The sequence below is a fragment of the Terasakiella sp. genome (assembly GCF_048267425.1).
GTDB lineage: Bacteria > Pseudomonadota > Alphaproteobacteria > Rhodospirillales > Terasakiellaceae > Terasakiella.
This window is the reverse complement of record NZ_JBLWXN010000001.1, coordinates 404,298-421,413: the sequence shown is the minus strand read 5'-3', so window position 1 is coordinate 421,413 and position 17,116 is coordinate 404,298. Positions and strand designations below refer to the sequence as shown.

General features: G+C 45.6%; 17 protein-coding genes. 10 read left to right on the top strand and 7 right to left on the bottom strand.

Going from position 1 to position 17,116, the window contains the following annotated elements; all coding sequences use genetic code 11:
• Positions 1-4: 4 nt before the first annotated feature.
• Entirely contained in the window at positions 5-628 is a 624-nt protein-coding gene (locus ACN0VA_RS02005) for a hypothetical protein (protein ID WP_417819521.1), read from the bottom strand.
• Between the two features lie 335 nt (positions 629-963).
• Between ACN0VA_RS02005 and rho the strand changes: the two genes are divergently transcribed.
• Both rho and ACN0VA_RS01995 read left to right on the top strand, forming a co-directional pair.
• On the top strand, positions 964-2,223 hold the full coding sequence (gene rho, locus ACN0VA_RS02000) for a transcription termination factor Rho (protein WP_417819520.1): 1,260 nt from the start codon (positions 964-966) through the stop codon (positions 2,221-2,223).
• 75 nt (positions 2,224-2,298) lie between these two features.
• Complete coding sequence (locus ACN0VA_RS01995; protein WP_417819519.1) at positions 2,299-3,270, top strand: glycosyltransferase family 2 protein; 972 nt, start codon at positions 2,299-2,301, stop codon at positions 3,268-3,270.
• On the opposite strand, the gene ACN0VA_RS01990 is transcribed toward ACN0VA_RS01995, so the two are convergent.
• The gene (locus ACN0VA_RS01990; protein ID WP_417819518.1) at positions 3,267-3,836 is read right to left on the bottom strand and encodes an ion channel; all 570 of its coding nucleotides are present in this window, start codon (positions 3,834-3,836) and stop codon (positions 3,267-3,269) included. The two genes, ACN0VA_RS01995 and ACN0VA_RS01990, sit on opposite strands and share 4 nt — an antisense overlap.
• Positions 3,833-4,579, bottom strand: a complete 747-nt coding sequence (locus ACN0VA_RS01985) for a DUF4197 domain-containing protein (RefSeq protein WP_417819517.1) — start codon at positions 4,577-4,579, stop codon at positions 3,833-3,835. The genes ACN0VA_RS01990 and ACN0VA_RS01985 overlap by 4 nt, the downstream gene beginning before the upstream one ends.
• Positions 4,580-4,705: 126 nt before the next feature.
• Here ACN0VA_RS01985 and ACN0VA_RS01980 point away from each other — a divergent pair, with 126 nt between their 5' ends.
• Positions 4,706-5,533 (top strand): pirin family protein, encoded by an 828-nt coding sequence (locus ACN0VA_RS01980; protein ID WP_417819516.1) that lies wholly within the window; start codon positions 4,706-4,708, stop codon positions 5,531-5,533.
• Positions 5,534-5,573: 40 nt separating this feature from the next.
• On the opposite strand, the gene ACN0VA_RS01975 is transcribed toward ACN0VA_RS01980, so the two are convergent.
• The 3 genes from ACN0VA_RS01975 to ACN0VA_RS01965 all read right to left on the bottom strand — a co-directional run bounded on the left by ACN0VA_RS01975 (position 5,574) and on the right by ACN0VA_RS01965 (position 9,224).
• The gene (locus ACN0VA_RS01975) at positions 5,574-6,548 is read right to left on the bottom strand and encodes a quinone oxidoreductase family protein (RefSeq protein ID WP_417819515.1); all 975 of its coding nucleotides are present in this window, start codon (positions 6,546-6,548) and stop codon (positions 5,574-5,576) included.
• A 45-nt stretch (positions 6,549-6,593) separates the two neighbouring features.
• Positions 6,594-7,061, bottom strand: a complete 468-nt coding sequence (locus ACN0VA_RS01970; protein ID WP_417819514.1) for a methylated-DNA--[protein]-cysteine S-methyltransferase — start codon at positions 7,059-7,061, stop codon at positions 6,594-6,596.
• A 120-nt stretch (positions 7,062-7,181) separates the two neighbouring features.
• Entirely contained in the window at positions 7,182-9,224 is a 2,043-nt protein-coding gene (locus ACN0VA_RS01965; RefSeq protein WP_417819513.1) for a thioredoxin domain-containing protein, read from the bottom strand.
• Positions 9,225-9,377: 153 nt separating this feature from the next.
• On the opposite strand from ACN0VA_RS01965, the gene ACN0VA_RS01960 reads away from it, so the two are divergent.
• From ACN0VA_RS01960 to ACN0VA_RS01935, 6 genes are all read left to right on the top strand, one after another.
• Positions 9,378-9,632, top strand: coding sequence for a DUF6489 family protein (locus ACN0VA_RS01960; RefSeq protein ID WP_417819741.1), 255 nt, complete (start codon positions 9,378-9,380; stop codon positions 9,630-9,632).
• Between the two features lie 8 nt (positions 9,633-9,640).
• Positions 9,641-10,972, top strand: coding sequence for a tRNA uridine-5-carboxymethylaminomethyl(34) synthesis GTPase MnmE (gene mnmE / locus ACN0VA_RS01955; RefSeq protein ID WP_417819512.1), 1,332 nt, complete (start codon positions 9,641-9,643; stop codon positions 10,970-10,972).
• 174 nt (positions 10,973-11,146) lie between these two features.
• Positions 11,147-13,018 (top strand): tRNA uridine-5-carboxymethylaminomethyl(34) synthesis enzyme MnmG, encoded by a 1,872-nt coding sequence (gene mnmG / locus ACN0VA_RS01950; protein ID WP_417819511.1) that lies wholly within the window; start codon positions 11,147-11,149, stop codon positions 13,016-13,018.
• A gap of 104 nt (positions 13,019-13,122) precedes the next feature.
• Positions 13,123-13,740, top strand: a complete 618-nt coding sequence (gene rsmG / locus ACN0VA_RS01945; protein WP_417819510.1) for a 16S rRNA (guanine(527)-N(7))-methyltransferase RsmG — start codon at positions 13,123-13,125, stop codon at positions 13,738-13,740.
• Entirely contained in the window at positions 13,737-14,525 is a 789-nt protein-coding gene (locus ACN0VA_RS01940; protein ID WP_417819509.1) for a ParA family protein, read from the top strand. The genes rsmG and ACN0VA_RS01940 overlap by 4 nt, the downstream gene beginning before the upstream one ends.
• A 2-nt stretch (positions 14,526-14,527) precedes the next feature.
• Positions 14,528-15,541, top strand: a complete 1,014-nt coding sequence (locus tag ACN0VA_RS01935; protein ID WP_417819508.1) for a ParB/RepB/Spo0J family partition protein — start codon at positions 14,528-14,530, stop codon at positions 15,539-15,541.
• A 77-nt stretch (positions 15,542-15,618) separates the two neighbouring features.
• Here ACN0VA_RS01935 and ACN0VA_RS01930 read toward each other — a convergent pair whose 3' ends face one another.
• Positions 15,619-16,119, bottom strand: a complete 501-nt coding sequence (locus tag ACN0VA_RS01930; RefSeq protein WP_417819507.1) for a GNAT family N-acetyltransferase — start codon at positions 16,117-16,119, stop codon at positions 15,619-15,621.
• 104 nt (positions 16,120-16,223) lie between these two features.
• Here ACN0VA_RS01930 and ACN0VA_RS01925 point away from each other — a divergent pair, with 104 nt between their 5' ends.
• Positions 16,224-17,114 (top strand): LysR family transcriptional regulator, encoded by an 891-nt coding sequence (locus ACN0VA_RS01925; RefSeq protein ID WP_417819506.1) that lies wholly within the window; start codon positions 16,224-16,226, stop codon positions 17,112-17,114.
• Positions 17,115-17,116 lie beyond the last annotated feature (2 nt).

Below are 17,116 nucleotides of genomic sequence, written 5' to 3'. Positions count from 1 at the left end.
GCTGTTATTTATCTGCTTTATCCATTTCCTTTTTCGCAGCAATTACCCCTGCACAATCGGTTACGTGTAATTCTTTTAAATCTTGTGGCAGAGATATTGCGCTATAGCGTCCAGAAAAGACATAAATGCTGGTGAAATATTCCAATTTTGTCTTCAGGGCTTTTTTAATGGCTTCGCGCACGTCCGTGTCCATTCCTTCAGTCTCTGCATTACCGCGTCGATCAATTTTTGGCGGGTTTTCAAAGAAATAATGGTTGATTTGATCGCGAATTCGACTGGTTTTTAAACAGGCACGATGTCCAAGAAGAAATTTACGTGGTTCTGCATAAACCGTCATACGAGCATTTAAACGTTTTGAGGGGATATAAGTTTCAAAAACGCCGAGGAATACAATATCGCCGTGATTGGCCGGATCACTATTCATAGAACCATTATTACTTCCCGAACCACCCGAAGAGCCTTTATCATTTTTACCATCAGAACTGCCTTCATCACCACTGTCTCTTGATTTCACACCTTGCCCCGCGGCTTTTAATCGGTTGAATCCAGCCCCTGCGTCAACATTTTGAGACAGAAAAAGGGAAAATATGAAAAATAATCCAGTGATTAGGCAGATTTTTTTGACCATGATTCCACGCTCTTTATATTTGCTAACTGTTTCATACTATTCTCTTTCCAGTAAACTGAATGTCAGCTGCAAAGGCAACAGCAGATGTGAAAGAAATTTTGATGACTTGACTTTTATGTTGATTTTGAGGTAGAGCAATAAAAGCAACCGGATTAAAATTTTGGCTGTCCTTCCTTCCTTTGAATTTTCTGTTTTCGAAAGTATTCTTTTTTCGATTTAATCTTCAGAAAATAGAAAATCATTATATTTCAATAAGTTAGTAATCGCGTAGCCTTAAACGACGACATACAACAGACTTATCATTTTTCCCATTTCACTATTTATGTAGATCACTTATGAATCTTCAGGAACTTAAAGAAAAATCCCCTGCTGACCTTTTGGCTTATGCTGAAGAGTTGGAAATTGAAAATGCTGGCAATATGCGCAAACAGGAATTGATGTTTGCCATTTTGAAAACTCTGGCTGAAAACGATATCACGATTTATGGTGGTGGCGTTTTGGAAGTGTTGCAAGACGGCTTCGGCTTTTTGCGTTCACCGGAAGCCAATTATTTGCCGGGACCGGACGATATTTATGTCAGCCCCAATCAGGTTCGTAAATTTTCGTTGCGCACAGGCGATACGGTTGAAGGTCAAATCCGGGCGCCCAAAGATGGCGAACGTTATTTTGCCCTGTTAAAAGTTGAAAATATCAACTTTGAAGAAGCCGCCAAAGCCCGTCACCGCGTCCATTTTGACAACCTCACACCGCTTTATCCGGATGAGCGTTTGAAAATGGAAATTGATGATCCGGAAAAGAAAGATTACACCCCGCGTGTTATTGATCTGGTTTCCCCGATCGGGAAGGGACAGCGCGCCCTTTTGGTGGCTCCGCCGCGTACTGGTAAGACCGTGATGTTGCAAAATATCGCCCATTCCATCGCGAAAAATCATCCGGAATGTTATCTGATCGTTCTCTTGATTGATGAACGCCCGGAAGAAGTGACCGATATGGACCGTTCTGTGAAAGGGGAGGTTATTTCCTCCACATTTGATGAACCGGCAACCCGTCACGTTCAAGTTGCTGAAATGGTGATTTCCAAAGCTAAACGTCTGGTGGAACATAAAAAGGATGTGGTCATCCTGCTGGACTCCATTACACGACTGGCGCGCGCTTATAACACCTGTGTTCCTTCATCAGGTAAGGTTTTGACAGGTGGTGTGGATGCAAATGCCCTGCAACGTCCAAAACGTTTCTTCGGGGCGGCACGGAATATCGAAGAAGGTGGTTCTTTAACTATTATTTCCACGGCCCTGATCGATACAGGTTCGCGTATGGATGAAGTGATCTTTGAAGAATTTAAAGGCACGGGTAACTCCGAGATTGTGATGGATCGCAAACTTGCCGACAAACGGACCTTCCCGGCAATCGATATCACGAAATCCGGTACCCGTAAGGAAGACTTGTTGGTGGAAAAAGACACCCTGTCCAAAATGTGGGTTCTGCGTCGTATTCTGGACCCGATGGGCACAGCAGACGGTATGGAATTCCTGCTGGATAAGCTGCGTTATTCCAAAAACAATGATGATTTCTTCGATTCGATGAATTCTCGTTAATCAAGAAAAGGTGCCCCTCGCGAAAGCAGGGGCCTCTTTTTTTCCTTTGTTTTTCATTAGACAAGTACATGCAATATGACTGCCGTTTCCTATGTAATTACCGTTTTTAATAAAGAAGAATATTTACCGGAAGTGATCCGTTCCCTTGAAGCTCAAATTGGGATTGAGGATCGTGAATATATTTTTATTGATGATGGATCCAGTGATCGTTCTGTTCAGGTTATTCGTGATTGCACCCGTGATCTGGATGCAAAAACGATCATTATTGAACAGGAAAATCTAGGGGCATCCTGGGGAACGAACGCAGGTGTTGAAGCCGCCAGTCACGAATGGATTAAGCTGTGTGACGGGGATGATCTGTTAACGCCGCAATCCAGCCAATGGTTAATTGAAGCCTGTGAAAAATTTGATGTTCCCCATGCCTGGGGACAGTCGGCCTATTTTGAATGGCAAGGTGAAGAAGACCCCTTAACCCGCGATGCCCCTTATCCGCATATGGAAGTTATGGAAGACGGATTGAAATTTTTCATCCGTAATAATCCGGCAAACTCTACCTGTATGTTGTTTAAGAAAAGTTTTTATCAGCAAATTGGCGGTTGTGATCCGCGTCTGGTTTCGCCCGATCAAATGTTGTTTTTCCGTCTTTTTGCCTATGCCAAGGGCGCACGTGTTCATGGGGATGTGGGCTTGCTGCCCCATGCTGCGCCTGATCGTTTATCGGCGCAAAAAGGGCGTTCACGCTATGAATCGGTCTTGGCGATGTATTTTACCATTTTGGAAAATCCACCATTATTAACGCCTGATCATATTGATTATGCCTATAAACGGGCCATTTCACGGGCTGAACGTTTCCATCGCAAAGTTTATGGCGGATTGTTTAATCGGTTTTTATGGGATCATATCCGCACGAAAATATACCCTCATAAGGACAAAGTTTCTGCGATTAAAAATTGTTTGGCCGCCTTCACACCAGATGGCAAAATCGAACGTTCAATAGATTGGAAACCGGGAGCGGGAAAAACGGGTAAAGCACCGGCTGATTTTTAAGACCCTGCCTTCATTTCCCGCAAGGCTGCTAAGATATCGTCTGTGTCTTTATCAATTTTACGATTAAGCACTTCGTTATTTTTAGACAAGGCAACGATCATACTGTTGAGTTCTTTATTTTCTGCCGCAATTTCACGGATAGATTCATTGAGCTCTTTATTCTGTTTACTGAGTATTTCAATACGTCGATTTTGTTGATGCAACATATCGGTTGTTGCGGCCCGCACCACTTTGTCCAAAATGATGGACCCGAAATATCCGGCAAATGTACCGAATAAACCAATACCCATTGCAGCCAAGGGAACAGCAATTAAGCGACCGATCAAGGTGACGGGATAATGATCGCCAAAACCGATGGTGGTGACGATCATAAAACAGAGCCAAACTGCATCCGACCAGCTTTTGATATTGGCGTTCGGGTCGCCCATTTCCACCCAGTAAAGAGCGGGGCCGCAGATGGCAATCACAAAAAATGTGATGCCACCCAGCACGATTAAAACGCTGACAAAATCCAGTTTGGAGATTGAGAGAAAGCGAAAGTATTTTTGAAAGAAAATAGGGATCATTGGCCAAAGACGGTTTTTAAAATCTCGGTTGTACGTTTTGCCGGATCATTACGAATGGCGGCTTCTTCCTGTGCGAGGTAATGAAAGATGCCATCCATCGCAAGGGTAGTTGTGTGATTAACAAGATCAGCTTTGACATCAGGGACAAACGGCATGGATTTATATTCGCCGATCAGGGTATCATAAGCTTGCAGGGCACCAACGTCTTTTAAACTGTTTTTTGCCACTGGTTCAATCATGGCCCGCAATTTATCCGATGATACTTTTTTAAAATACTGGGTAGCGGCATCTTGTGGCCCTTGATAAATGGCGCGAGCATCTTCCAGCTTCATATTTGAAATGGCATCCCAGACAATTTCTTTGGCTTTTGGTGCGGCCTGTTCAGCGGCGCGGTTGATTTTAAGCTCTACATCATCTGCCAGTGAAGACAGACCGACTTTACCAAGAAGTTTTTGAACTTGCTGTAATTGTGCGGGCAGGGGAATATGAATAGCAGGGTCCATATTATATCCGTCTTTTGCGCCAATTTGCGAAACTACCCTTTGGGTACCAACTTTCAGGGCTTCCTGTAATCCTTGGATGATTTGATTTTCACTGAGGGAAGAAACAGGACTGGAATTACCTGTGACAGAATTGGTCAGATTATCAATCACTGTTTTTTGAAAGGTGTCTTTAAAATCCAAAGCATGGGCAGATGTTGCCGTTAAGAAAAAAGCGGTGGAAAGAAGAAGAAGTGTGCGCATAAGGATCAATCCTGTTTTCGGCGTTTCACGTGAAACAATCAGTTTCCGATTCAGTCTCTAATCGAAAAGGTTAAATTATCATATCCTATTTTCATGGAATGGTAAGATGGAAATTAGGAAACTGTCATGCAAAGAACCATTGATCAAATTATCTCTCCGGTCTCTACATCCGATGGGGCCGGTGTGAAAATAAAACGGGCAATTGGAACATCGACATTGGATCATTTGGATCCCTTCCTTTTGCTGGATGTTTTTGGATCGGAAAAAAGCACAGATTATATCGCTGGTTTTCCTGATCACCCCCACCGTGGATTTGAAACCGTCACCTATATGTTGAACGGTAAAATGCGTCATCGTGATAGTGCTGGCAATGAAGGATTGCTGGAAACCGGTGGGGCACAATGGATGACGGCAGGGCGCGGTCTGGTTCATTCTGAAATGCCGGAACAAAGCGAAGGCTTGATGAAAGGGTTTCAAATCTGGGTCAATCTACCGGCTGATAAAAAAATGATCCCCCCGCGTTATCAAGACATTCAACCCGATGCGATCCCAACGGCCCACATCGAAGACCGGGCTGAGGTTAAAGTTATTGCCGGGGAACTTTTTGATCTTGTCGGTCCGATTTCTGATATTGCGACAAAACCGTTATTTATCGATGTTGTCTTAAAACCAAATCAGGAATTAAGCCTTCCTGTACCAGAAGGACAAACAGCATTTCTTTATATTTATGAAGGAAAAATGCATTTGGATGGGGAAGATATCGAAACCGACCGTCTGGTTATTTTGGAAGATGGCGATGAAGTGAGCGTTCGGTCCTGTACGCAGGAAACCCGTTTTATCTTGCTCGCGGCAGATCCGATTTGTGAACCGATTGTCCGATATGGCCCGTTTGTAATGAACAGCCGTGAAGAGATCTATCAAGCCTTTGAAGATTTTAAAAACGGTAGTTTCTAAAGAAAAGGCCCCTGTTTGATTGCAGGGGCCTTTTATATTTTTATGGAATGAGAATGGTTGATCCTGTGGTCTTGCGATCTTCTAAATCCCGATGAGCCTGCGCGGCGTCTTTTAGGTCATATTTTTGATTGATATGGATTTTAACCGCGCCAGATTTTACGACATCAAACAGGTCATTGGCGGCCCATAACAAATCATCACGTTTGGCAACGTAGCTCATTAAAGTGGGGCGGGTGATGAAAAGGGAACCTTTTTGTGCCAGCAAGGCTGGGGAAAAATCAGGAACAGGACCTGTGGCATTGCCGTAAGTCACCATCATTCCAAGGGGGCGTAGACAATCAAGGGAACCTTCAAAGGTGGCTTTGCCGATGGAATCATAAACAACGGGAACGCCTTCGCCATTTGTCAGTTCACGTACCCGATCAGTAAAGTTTTCTTCCCGATATAGAATGGGGTGATCACAACCCTGTGCCTTGACCAGTTCTGCTTTTTCAGGGGAGCCAACCGTACCAATGACCGTTGTCCCTAATGATTTTGCCCATTGGGTGGCAATGGTGCCAACCCCGCCGGCTGCTGCATGAAAAAGAATGGTATCTTGTGGGCCGACTTTATAAATCCGGCGCAATAAATAATGGGCGGTCATGCCTTTTAACATCATGGCAGCGGCCGTATCGAAATCAATTTCATCGGGCAGGGGAATGACGACATTTTGGTCGAAATTTCCAAGCTCGGTGTAACAGCCAAGAGCGGCCCCAATACAGACCCGTTGACCGATTTCAAATTGATCAACATCACTGCTTACGGCTTCAATAATCCCTGCGCCTTCCATCCCGATGGCGTGGGGCAGGGTGGGGACTGGATAAAGACCACTGCGGTGATAACAATCAATGAAGTTTAGACCAATGGCCTTGAAACGAATTTGTACTTGATTGGCGGTGGGGGCAGTGACGGTGATGTCGTCATAAGACAGCACTTCCGGGCCACCAGCTTGATGGATACGAACGGCGTGGGTCATTTAAGGATCCTTCCTGTATGTTTTTGTTCCAAGCATTTTTCTTATTTATTTTAATGTACTTAAGACGGCTTTTTCCATGCGCAAGAGTTGTTCTTTGGTCTCAATCCCATCACCGCCGGAATATCCTGTCATTTTTCCACCAGCCCCAAGCACACGATGACAGGGGATAATGATGGGAATAGGATTTTTTCCGCATGCACCCCCGACAGCTTGGGCTGCAGAATGAATGTTTTTAGCAATATCACCATACGTCCAGGTTTCACCAAACGGGATTTGCTGCATCTGGTCCCAGACTTTTTTCTGATGTTCTGTTCCCATTGGATCGAGGGGAAGGTCAAATTTTGTCAGTTTTGCACTGAAATAGGCTGATAATTGTGCCTTTGCTTCTTTCAACAAAGGTGTTTCCACACCGGCAGGGGCTTGTCCCCATTCAACGACCACAATTTTTCCTTCGTCTTCAAAAAGGGAAAGGGTACCAACCGGGGTCATAAGGGAGCTGCACAGGATATCCATAAGGTCTTTTCTTTCTTGTTTGTTGTTTGCGGCTTAAACATAACGTTTACGAAAATAATCCACGCTGTCAAACTGCATATGGAGTTTTCACCTTATATTATATATGACCCATGAAGCCTATTAGAGGGGACTTTGTTTTGTAAGATCATTCAAATGTGCTTCCAACATAGAAGGTTCGGTTAAGGGTGGGGAACAGGTTGCATTCTGACAGACATAGGCAGTTGCCTTTTGGTTATGCAAAACCTTGCCTTGTAGAATTTCCGGGGTATTTTGCTGATTTTGACCATCTCCTAGTAGAACTTTTCGAGTGGGAGAAGGATATAAATAAGCCTTATTTATCAATGAATTGATATCATTTGTTCCGGTTTTTCCAACAACAACGATGGTTTCCATTGTTTCAAAGCGAATAAGGGCGCTGCATAGTCCGGGGGCGGCAAATATTTGATTGGGATCGTCATTGCCAAACAATTGCATCAATTGATTGAAGCGTTCCTGATATTTGGGATTGCCACTCAAATGATAAAGATCACACAAAACATGAGCCATTAATCCATTACCCGAAGGGGTCGCACTATCATTGATTGGTTTGGGGCGGACGTTTAAGCCTTCGACCGTTTGTTTATCGGCAAAATGATATCCGTGATTTTCAACATCCCAAAAATGATCCTCTAAATGATCAACCCATTTTACACAGTCTTGATAATATGAGGTGTGTCCTGTGGCTTCATATAAGGCGAGGGCGGCCAGACAAATATTGGCGTAATCTTCCAGATAGGCCGTGGTCGAATGACGGCCTTTAAACCAGCTATGATAAAGGGCATCCTCTTTGATCATGGTCTTTTTCAAGGTGGCATAAAGATCTTGTGCTTGTTTGATCCAGTCAGGTTGATCAAAAACGAGGGCGGCTTCAGACAAGGCCTTAATCATCATCGCGTTCCAGTCGCATAGGACTTTATCATCGCGTGCGGGCCATATACGTTTTTTACGCTCCTGATACAGGGTTTGACGCAGTTTATCTAATTTGTCTTCTTGAGCCGGGTTTTCAAACGGAGTTACGCGGCGCAAGATATTGTGACCTTCCCAATTTCCCTGTGAGCTAACGTCATAGGCTGCTTTAAAGAGGGGAGAGTCTTCTTTTAAAAGGGCATCAATCTCATCTTCGTTCCAGACATAGAACTTGCCTTCCACACCTTCGCTATCGGCGTCGTATGCACTGGCAAGGGCAAAACCGTTGTCGGTTTCCACGCGCATTTCGTTGAAAATCCAGTCGATGGTTTCAAAGACGCTGCGCTTGAATAAGGGGTTTTGACGTTTGCGCCAAACCATTGTGAGTAGGGAAACAAGTTGGGCATTGTCATAAAGCATTTTTTCAAAATGCGGTGCCAACCATTCTTCATCGGTCGAATATCGGGCAAAACCGCCGCCTAAATGATCGTAAATTCCGCCCAGACACATTTTTTCCAGACTGAGGCAGAGAAGGTGATCAATTTGCGGGTTTTTCTTTATCCAGTTTGTACGCCATAAAAAATCAAGCAAAACCGGTTGTGGAAATTTCGGGGCACCCTGTAAACCGCCATGAACGGGGTCCATATTTTGCTGGATATAATGAAGGGTATCACACATGGCTTTAAGATGAAGTCCCCCATTGCCGCGCGGTTTGCTCATATCTTCTAAGGCATCGGCAATGGCGGTGACATTTTGGCTGACGTCATCTTTTTTAGTGTGATAAATATCGGCGATGGTTTTTAAAACGTCTTTAAAAGACGGACGACCATAAAGGGCAGTTTTCGGAAAATATGTTCCCCCCCAGAAAGGTTGTCCGCTTGGTGTTAAAAACATGGTTAAAGGCCAGCCACCAGATTGACCGAGGACACTCAACGCGCGCTGATAAATATGGTCCACATCGGGATGTTCTTCACGGTCCACCTTGATATTGATGAATAACTCATTCATCAATTGGGCGGTTTCTATATCTTCAAACGATTCATGGGCCATGACATGACACCAGTGACAGGCAGCATATCCAACTGACAACAGAATGGGTTTATCTTCGGATTTTGCTTGTGCAAAGACGTCATCGTTCCATATTTTCCAATGGACGGGGTTGTCTGCATGTTGCAAAAGGTAGGGGCTGGTTGATTGTCCAAGCTGGTTTTGGGACATAATCCGCACTTTCGTTTTCTTTGCTGGTTGTTTTCAGCTTTTCGCGTTTCGAAAAAAAGTACAACCCTTTTTTCTTTGAGGGATAGACCTACACGCAAAAGATTGTCACATTAGAGATAGAGATGGCCCTCAGCTGAATGTTGGAAGAATATGATGAAAATTACGATAAATATTGATTGCACGCCTGAAGAGGCCCGTACCTTTATGGGATTGCCGGATGTGAAGCCCATGCAGGAAATGATGATGAAAGAAGTTGAAGAGCGGATGAAATCCAATCTCAACGCAATGGATCCAGAAACATTGTTTAAAACCTGGCTTCCGGCTGGGATCTCCAATATGGAGCAATTGCAGAAAATGTTTTGGGCACAATTTAACAATGGCCCAATGGGTGGCTCTTCTAAAGAATAAAGAAAAAAATGAACGATCAAACAATTTATGCACTGGCCAGTGGGGCCGGGCGTTGCGGTGTTGCGGTTGTCCGCCTGTCGGGACCACAGGCCTTTGCTGTCTTGTGCCAACTGTCCGGTAAATCAGATTTTAAGGCACGTTATGCGCATCGTGTGCAATTGATTGATCCTGTTGAGGGTGATCCAATTGATGATGGATTGGCCCTTTATTTTCCTGCCCCTCATAGCTTTACCGGTGAAGAGGTTGTTGAATTTCAAATCCACGGCGGGCGTGCGGTTGTTCAGGCGTTACTGGATAGCCTTGCCCAAATGGACGGTCTGCGTTTGGCGGAACCGGGGGAATTTACCCGTCGGGCCTTTGAAAATGACAAGATGGATTTAACGGCGGCCGAAGGCCTTGCAGATTTGATCCATGCCGAAACGCGCGCGCAGGCCAAGCAGGCCTTGCGTCAGATGGAAGGGGTATTGGGCACTTTATATAATGACTGGGCTGATCGAATTTTACATATCCTTGCGCATTTTGAAGCCGTGATTGATTTCCCCGATGAAGATTTACCCGAAGAGGTCGAAGCCGGCGCGCGGGCCAAGGTGGCAAACTTACAGTATGAAATCGAAGACCATTTAAAAGACGGTCATCGTGGGGAGCTTTTGCGTGATGGTGTACGTCTAGCAATTGTCGGGCCACCGAATGCAGGAAAATCCAGTTTATTAAACCAGTTGGCAAAACGCGAAGTCGCCATTGTGTCTGATATCGCCGGGACAACGCGAGATATCATCGAAAGCCATCTGGATATTGGGGGCTATCCGGTTGTCGTCTCCGATACCGCCGGATTGCGCCATAGTGAAGATGTGATTGAGATGGAAGGCGTGCGCCGTGCGCAGGACCGGGCACAATCATCTGATTTGAAAGTGGTGATGTTTGATGCGGCAGACTGGCCTAATCTCGATCAAAAGACTTTGGATCTGATTGATGATGACAGTCTGGTTGTTCTCAATAAAATGGACAAGGCAAAACCTGATGTTGCTGATATCGGTGGGCAGAAACCGATTTATATGTCAGCCAAATCAAAAGAGGGACTGGTTGACTTTTTTAAACGTCTGGAAGAAGAAGTGGCGACGCGTTGTATGATGACAGGGGCGCCGGCCTTGACACGCGCGCGACATCGCGAAGCCTTGGAAGATTGTGTTGAAGCCCTTGTCCGTTTTGCCGAGATTGATTTGCCGGAACTGGCGGCTGAAGATTTGCGCATGGCGACACGATCTTTGGGTCGCATCACCGGGCGAATCGATGTGGAAGATGTCCTTGATGTCGTCTTTAGCGACTTCTGCATCGGGAAATAAAGTGTTTCACGTGAAACACAGACCCTGCATTTCGTAAAATAAGATGAATGAAAACATCAAATCTGGCTTTACGCGCAGGTTATGAACGGTGTTTTCCACTGTTTTATCCACAGGCTTTAAATAAGTCTATTTTCCAAATTGACTTCACAGGGTGTGATACATACATTGCGCCTTATGAAAACATATGACGTGATAGTGATTGGCGGCGGGCATGCCGGTTGCGAAGCAGCAGCAGCAAGCGCGCGAATGGGGGCAAAGACCCTTCTTCTCACACAAAGATTAGACGCAATTGGTGAAATGTCGTGCAATCCGGCGATTGGCGGATTGGCGAAAGGGCACCTCGTGCGCGAAGTTGATGCGCTTGATGGTATTATGGGCCGGGCGATTGATCAGGGCGGTATCCAGTTTCGCATGCTCAATCAATCCAAGGGGCCAGCCGTGCGTGGACCGCGCGCGCAAGCTGATCGCAAGCTTTATAAACAAGCTGTTCAGGCGTTGTTATCCACACAGGATAATCTGGAACTGATGGAAGGCACCGTCGAAGATTTGACACTGGAAAATGATGATCAACGTGTCAACGGTGTAGTGTTGGGTAATGGCGAAACCTTGCGGGCAGGGGCAGTGATTTTAACCACAGGCACCTTCCTGCATGGACTTATCCACATTGGCAAAGAAACATGGCCGGCCGGCCGCATGGGGGATGAACCTTCTATCGGTTTGGCAGACACCTTATCACGTTTGAAATTTAATCTTGGTCGTTTAAAAACCGGGACACCGGCGCGTCTGGATGGCAAGACAATCGATTGGAATGTTTTGCAACGCCAGGATGGCGATACACCGCCGCAGCCGTTTTCCTTTTTAACCGATAAAATTACCACGCCGCAAATTCCCTGCTATATCACGCGTACAACGGAAGAAACCCACGAAATTATTCGATCTAATATGGATCAGGCTCCGGTTTATTCCGGGCAGATTCAAGGGCGCGGGCCACGCTATTGTCCATCGATTGAAGACAAAGTGGTTCGTTTTGCGGAAAAGACCAGCCACCAAATTTTTCTGGAACCGGAGGGATTGGATACAGACAGTGTTTATCCCAATGGGATTTCAACGTCTTTGCCACGCGATATTCAAATGGCCTTTATGCGCTCTATTCCCGGTTTGGAAAAGGTCGAGGCATTAAAGCCCGCTTATGCCATTGAATATGATTTTGTGGATCCGCGTGAATTGCGCGAAACGTTTGAAACCCGCAAAGTTAGCCATTTGTATTTTGCTGGCCAAATCAACGGCACGACCGGATATGAAGAAGCTGCCGCCCAAGGTTTGATGGCCGGGGTCAATGCCGCGCTTAAAGCATCGGGTAACGAGGATCCGTTTATTTTTGATCGGGCAACCGCTTATATCGGTGTGCTGGCAGACGATTTGGTGACCAAGGGAACGAACGAACCTTACCGCATGTTTACGTCGCGGGCAGAATATCGTTTGATTTTGCGTGCCGATAATGCCGATCAACGCTTAACCCGCCGTGGGATGGAGATCGGCTGTGTGGGTGCAGAACGGGCAGGGGCCTTTGACGCCAAAGAGAAAGCAATTTTAGAAGCAAAAGCTCGCATGATGGAGATTAATGCCACACCGCAGGAATTGGCAGGGCACGGCATTAAGGTCAACATGGATGGTCAACGCCGCAGTGCAATGGCCTTGTTGGCTTACCGGGATGTCACGCTGGATCGTCTAAAAGGGATTTGGCCGCAATTGGGTGATATCACCGGCGCGGTGGCCGAACAGGTTGAAATTGAAGGCCGCTATGCGGGATATCTGGAACGTCAAGAATCTGATATTCGGGCCTTTCGCCGTGATGAGGCGTTGGAACTGCCCGCAGATTTGGATTATATGGCGATCGAAGGGATGTCGACGGAAGTACGCTCGAAACTGGCGGAACATAAACCATCGACATTGGGGGCTGCCGCGCGAATTTCGGGCATTACAGCGGCGGCGTTAACCGCGTTGCTGGGATATGTTAAGCGCAATAAATCGAACAGAGTTGCTTAGAGTTAATGTGTTGCATTTGTTTCACGTGAAACAGGGATAATTAACAAGACTTGGTTTAGAAATTAGGGTAGATTTGTCGACAGAACGACATTTGCAGGGGTAAAATGGGATTTCAGGCACAACAAGATCAATGGAATGCACTCGATGTTTCACGTGAAACATTGGATCGTCTCCAAGCTTATGGGGACCTATTGGTCAAATGGCAGGCTAAAATCAATCTGGTCAGTAATTCAACATTGGATGATTTATGGACCCGCCATCTTTTGGATTCTGCGCAAATCTATCCCTATCTACCTGAAAATTGTAAAACGCTGGTCGATATTGGATGCGGGGCAGGGTTTCCCGGGTTGGTTTTGGCAATTATGGGGGTTGAAGATGTTCATCTTGTTGACTCCGATGCCCGCAAAATGGCCTTTGTCCGCGAAGCTGCACGCGTAACGGAAACTCAAGTTACCATTCATAATTGCCGAATCGACGATTTAAAGGAAAGCGGTTTTGCCGATGTCGTGACGTCGCGGGCTTTGGCGAATCTTGAGAAACTCTTGTCTTTTTCTGCACAGTTGCGAAAACCGGACGGACGTTGCATTTTCCTGAAAGGTCGCAAGGCTGAAGACGAAATAAAAGACGCCCGCAAAGTATGGGATTTTGACTGCGAAACTGAACAAAGCTTATCAGACCCGGAAGGGCAGATACTCATCATCGAAAGGATGACACCTAAATGACGCAATCAATTACACCGCGTATTATTGCCGTCGCCAACCAAAAGGGTGGGGTAGGTAAAACCACGACAACGATTAATCTGGCAACGGCTTTGGCTGCTGTTGGTAAACGCACACTCGTTCTGGACCTTGATCCACAAGGCAATGCCAGTACGGGATTGGGTATTGACCATGACCAACGCAGTCGGAATGCCTATCATGTTTTGATGGGCGATATTTCGCTGGATGCGGCTGTTCAGGATTGTAAAATCCCCAATTTGTCGATTGTGCCCAGTGGGTCCGATCTGGCCGCCGCCGAGATTGAAATTCCCGAATTAGATCGTCCGCAGTTTTGCTTGAAAGAATCTATAGAAGGTATTAGCGGCTACGATTTTGTATTAATTGATTGTCCCCCGGCTTTGGGTATGTTGACGATCAATGCGCTTGTGGCCTCCGATGCGGTGATGGTGCCATTACAATGCGAATTTTTCGCTTTGGAAGGAATTTCGGCCCTTGTAAAAACCATTGAACGGGTCCGTAAGAACTTCAATCAGAAACTTGAAATACAGGGCATCGTTTTGACCATGTTCGATAAGCGCAATAATTTGAGCGATATGGTCGCCAGTGATGTACGCGAATTTTTCGGGGAAAAGGTCTATAAGACAGTAATCCCCAGAAATGTGCGGGTTTCAGAAGCCCCCAGTCATGGCAAACCCGTTCTTTTATATGATCATAATTGTGCGGGATCGAAAGCTTACCTGCATCTCGCCAGCGAAGTCTTAAAACGCGAAAACAGGAGCGCAGCATAAAAATGGCAAAAGAAACAAAACGCCGCAGTCTTGGTCGAGGGCTTTCTGCCCTTTTGGGTGAAGAAACCGCCAGCGTTGTTGAAGATCAAACCTTGTCAGCAGAGGAAAACACAACGGCTGCGGGTCGCAGCGGTGGCGATGTGGTGCCCTTTTCTAGTGGTAATCAAAAAACAATCGCCATTAGCAAGCTCGTGCCCGGTAAATATCAGCCACGGACAACCTTTGAAGAAGAAGCAATTGAAGGCTTGGCCTCTTCTATTAAAGAAAAAGGGATTTTACAGCCGATTTTGGTGCGCCCTCATCCAGAACGTCCCGGCGAATATGAAATTATTGCCGGGGAACGCCGCTGGCAGGCTTCACAAAGGGCGCAATTGCACGAAGTTCCGGTCATCATTAAAGAAATGGATGATCGTGATGCGGCCGAAATTGCCTTGGTGGAAAACCTGCAACGCCAGGATTTATCCCCGTTAGAGGAAGCTGAAGGTTATAACCGTTTAATGGCGGAATTTAGCCATACACAGGAAGCATTATCAAAAGCCTTGGGGAAAAGCCGTTCACACGTTGCCAATATGATGCGTCTGTTGGCCTTGCCGAGTGAGGTAAAATCTTTCCTTGAAGATGGTTTGTTATCTACGGGTCACGCACGGGCGTTGTTGAACTGCGAACAACCAGCAGAAATTGCCAAGCAAGTAATTAAAAAGGGACTGAATGTTCGCCAAACCGAAAGTCTGGTTAAAACAGCGGGTGTCCAATCACGTCCTAAAGCGAAAAAAGAAAAAGATACAGATACGATTGCTCTGGAACGTGATTTAACAGACCTCTTAGGCGTTAAAGTCGATATTAAGGCGAGCCAAAAAGGCGGGGCGTTGACGTTACATTACAGCTCATTAGAACAACTGGATGATCTTCTTCACCGTTTAAGTCATGGTCAGCATGGGAAAACAGGCCAAGATCAATCAGAAGAACTTGATCCAGTGAGCCCGTTTGAAGTTGAAGAAGAGTTAAATAAACTTTGATGACTTTAAATATTAACAAAACATTAAGAGGCTCATTTTACTGAGCCTCTTTTTTTATATGATCAGATTTGATGAAGCTAAAGTTTTAATCGGAGCTTTTCTTCCTGAACTTCAACACCCCATTGAGTATCGAGCTTACTTTCTTCTAAAGTAAATCCAAAATGACGATAAAGTTGTCCGGCCGGTTCCAACCCCGCTAAGGTCCAAAGATAAATGGATTCATATCCTTTGGTTTTTGCAAAATCGACGACGGACTTAAGAAGAAGCTTTCCAAGGCCCTTTCCTTTGGCCTCCTCGTGCAGAATAAACCATCTCAGGTGAGCACCGTCTTTTTCCGCATGTGAACCATCCAATGTGATTGTCCCGTAAAACTCACCATCTTTTTCCAGTGACCAGATGCAGGATATCTCTTCATCATAACATTCCATAAACATGGAAAGTTCGCTTGCGACTTTACATTCGAAAAATTTCCAGAATTTCCATTTTTCAACATAGGCGCGCCCATGCAAGGCCGCTGTTCGTCCGATCAGACCGGGTTGATAACCTGTCAGGAGATTGAAGTCTTGTGCTTTGCTCATTTTCTTTACATCTGCAAAAATACATCATAAATACCAATTAAGACTAGATTATCAGGTTAAAAAGTGGCTATAAATAGGAAATATTGCAATAACGGAATGCAAAAATGCAGAACTGGGATGATTTACGCTATTTTCTAGCTGTCGCACGTAGTGGGAGCTTCTCTGCTGCGGCTGAGAGCCTGTCTGTAAATGGCTCAACAGTCGGTCGTCGCATTGATCAGCTGGAAGAAGATTTAAAATGCAAATTATTTGATCGTTATCGTTATGGTATGAATTTGACTCCGCAAGGGCGAACCTTGTTGGATCATGTTCAACAAATGGAAAAATCCGCGAGTAATTTGGAACAGACCCTTAAGGGGGCAGATGATGCACTGAATGGTCAGGTTCGAATTTCAGTCACCGATGGGCTGGGGTCTTTTTGGCTGACACCAAATTTGGCTGATTTTCAAAAATCCTATCCGCAAATTAGTCTGGAGATGGCAAGTGAAAGTCATTTTGTGAATTTGGCAAACCGGGAAGCTGATATTGCCATTCGATTGAGCAAGCCGGATGATCCGGCCTTAATTGCCCGTAAAGTCGGGATTGTGCCGTTTCATGTTTTTGCGGCGCCAAGTTACATTGATCGTTATGGTGAACCGCAGAACTGGGCCGATTTGAAAGGTCACAAACTGGTGGATTATTTCGGCTATAAGGAAAGTAAGGCTTTATCCTTATGGCAGGAAACAGTGAAAAATCACGATCAGGTGGTTTTTCAAACCAATAGCGCCATGAGTTTTGTCAGCGCTTTGCGGGCCGGCATGGGCATGGGGATGTTGCCACGTTTTTATCGCCATGCCGTTAGCGATTTGATCGAACTTGATTTACGTGCAGATCTGTTTGAAATGCCGATTTATCTGGTAACCCATGAGGAAACCAGCCAAACGGCCCGTATTCAAGCGGTGAAAGATTATATCGGGGTGCTGTTTGACCGGGACCGTCGCGCTTGGTTTAGCTAGTG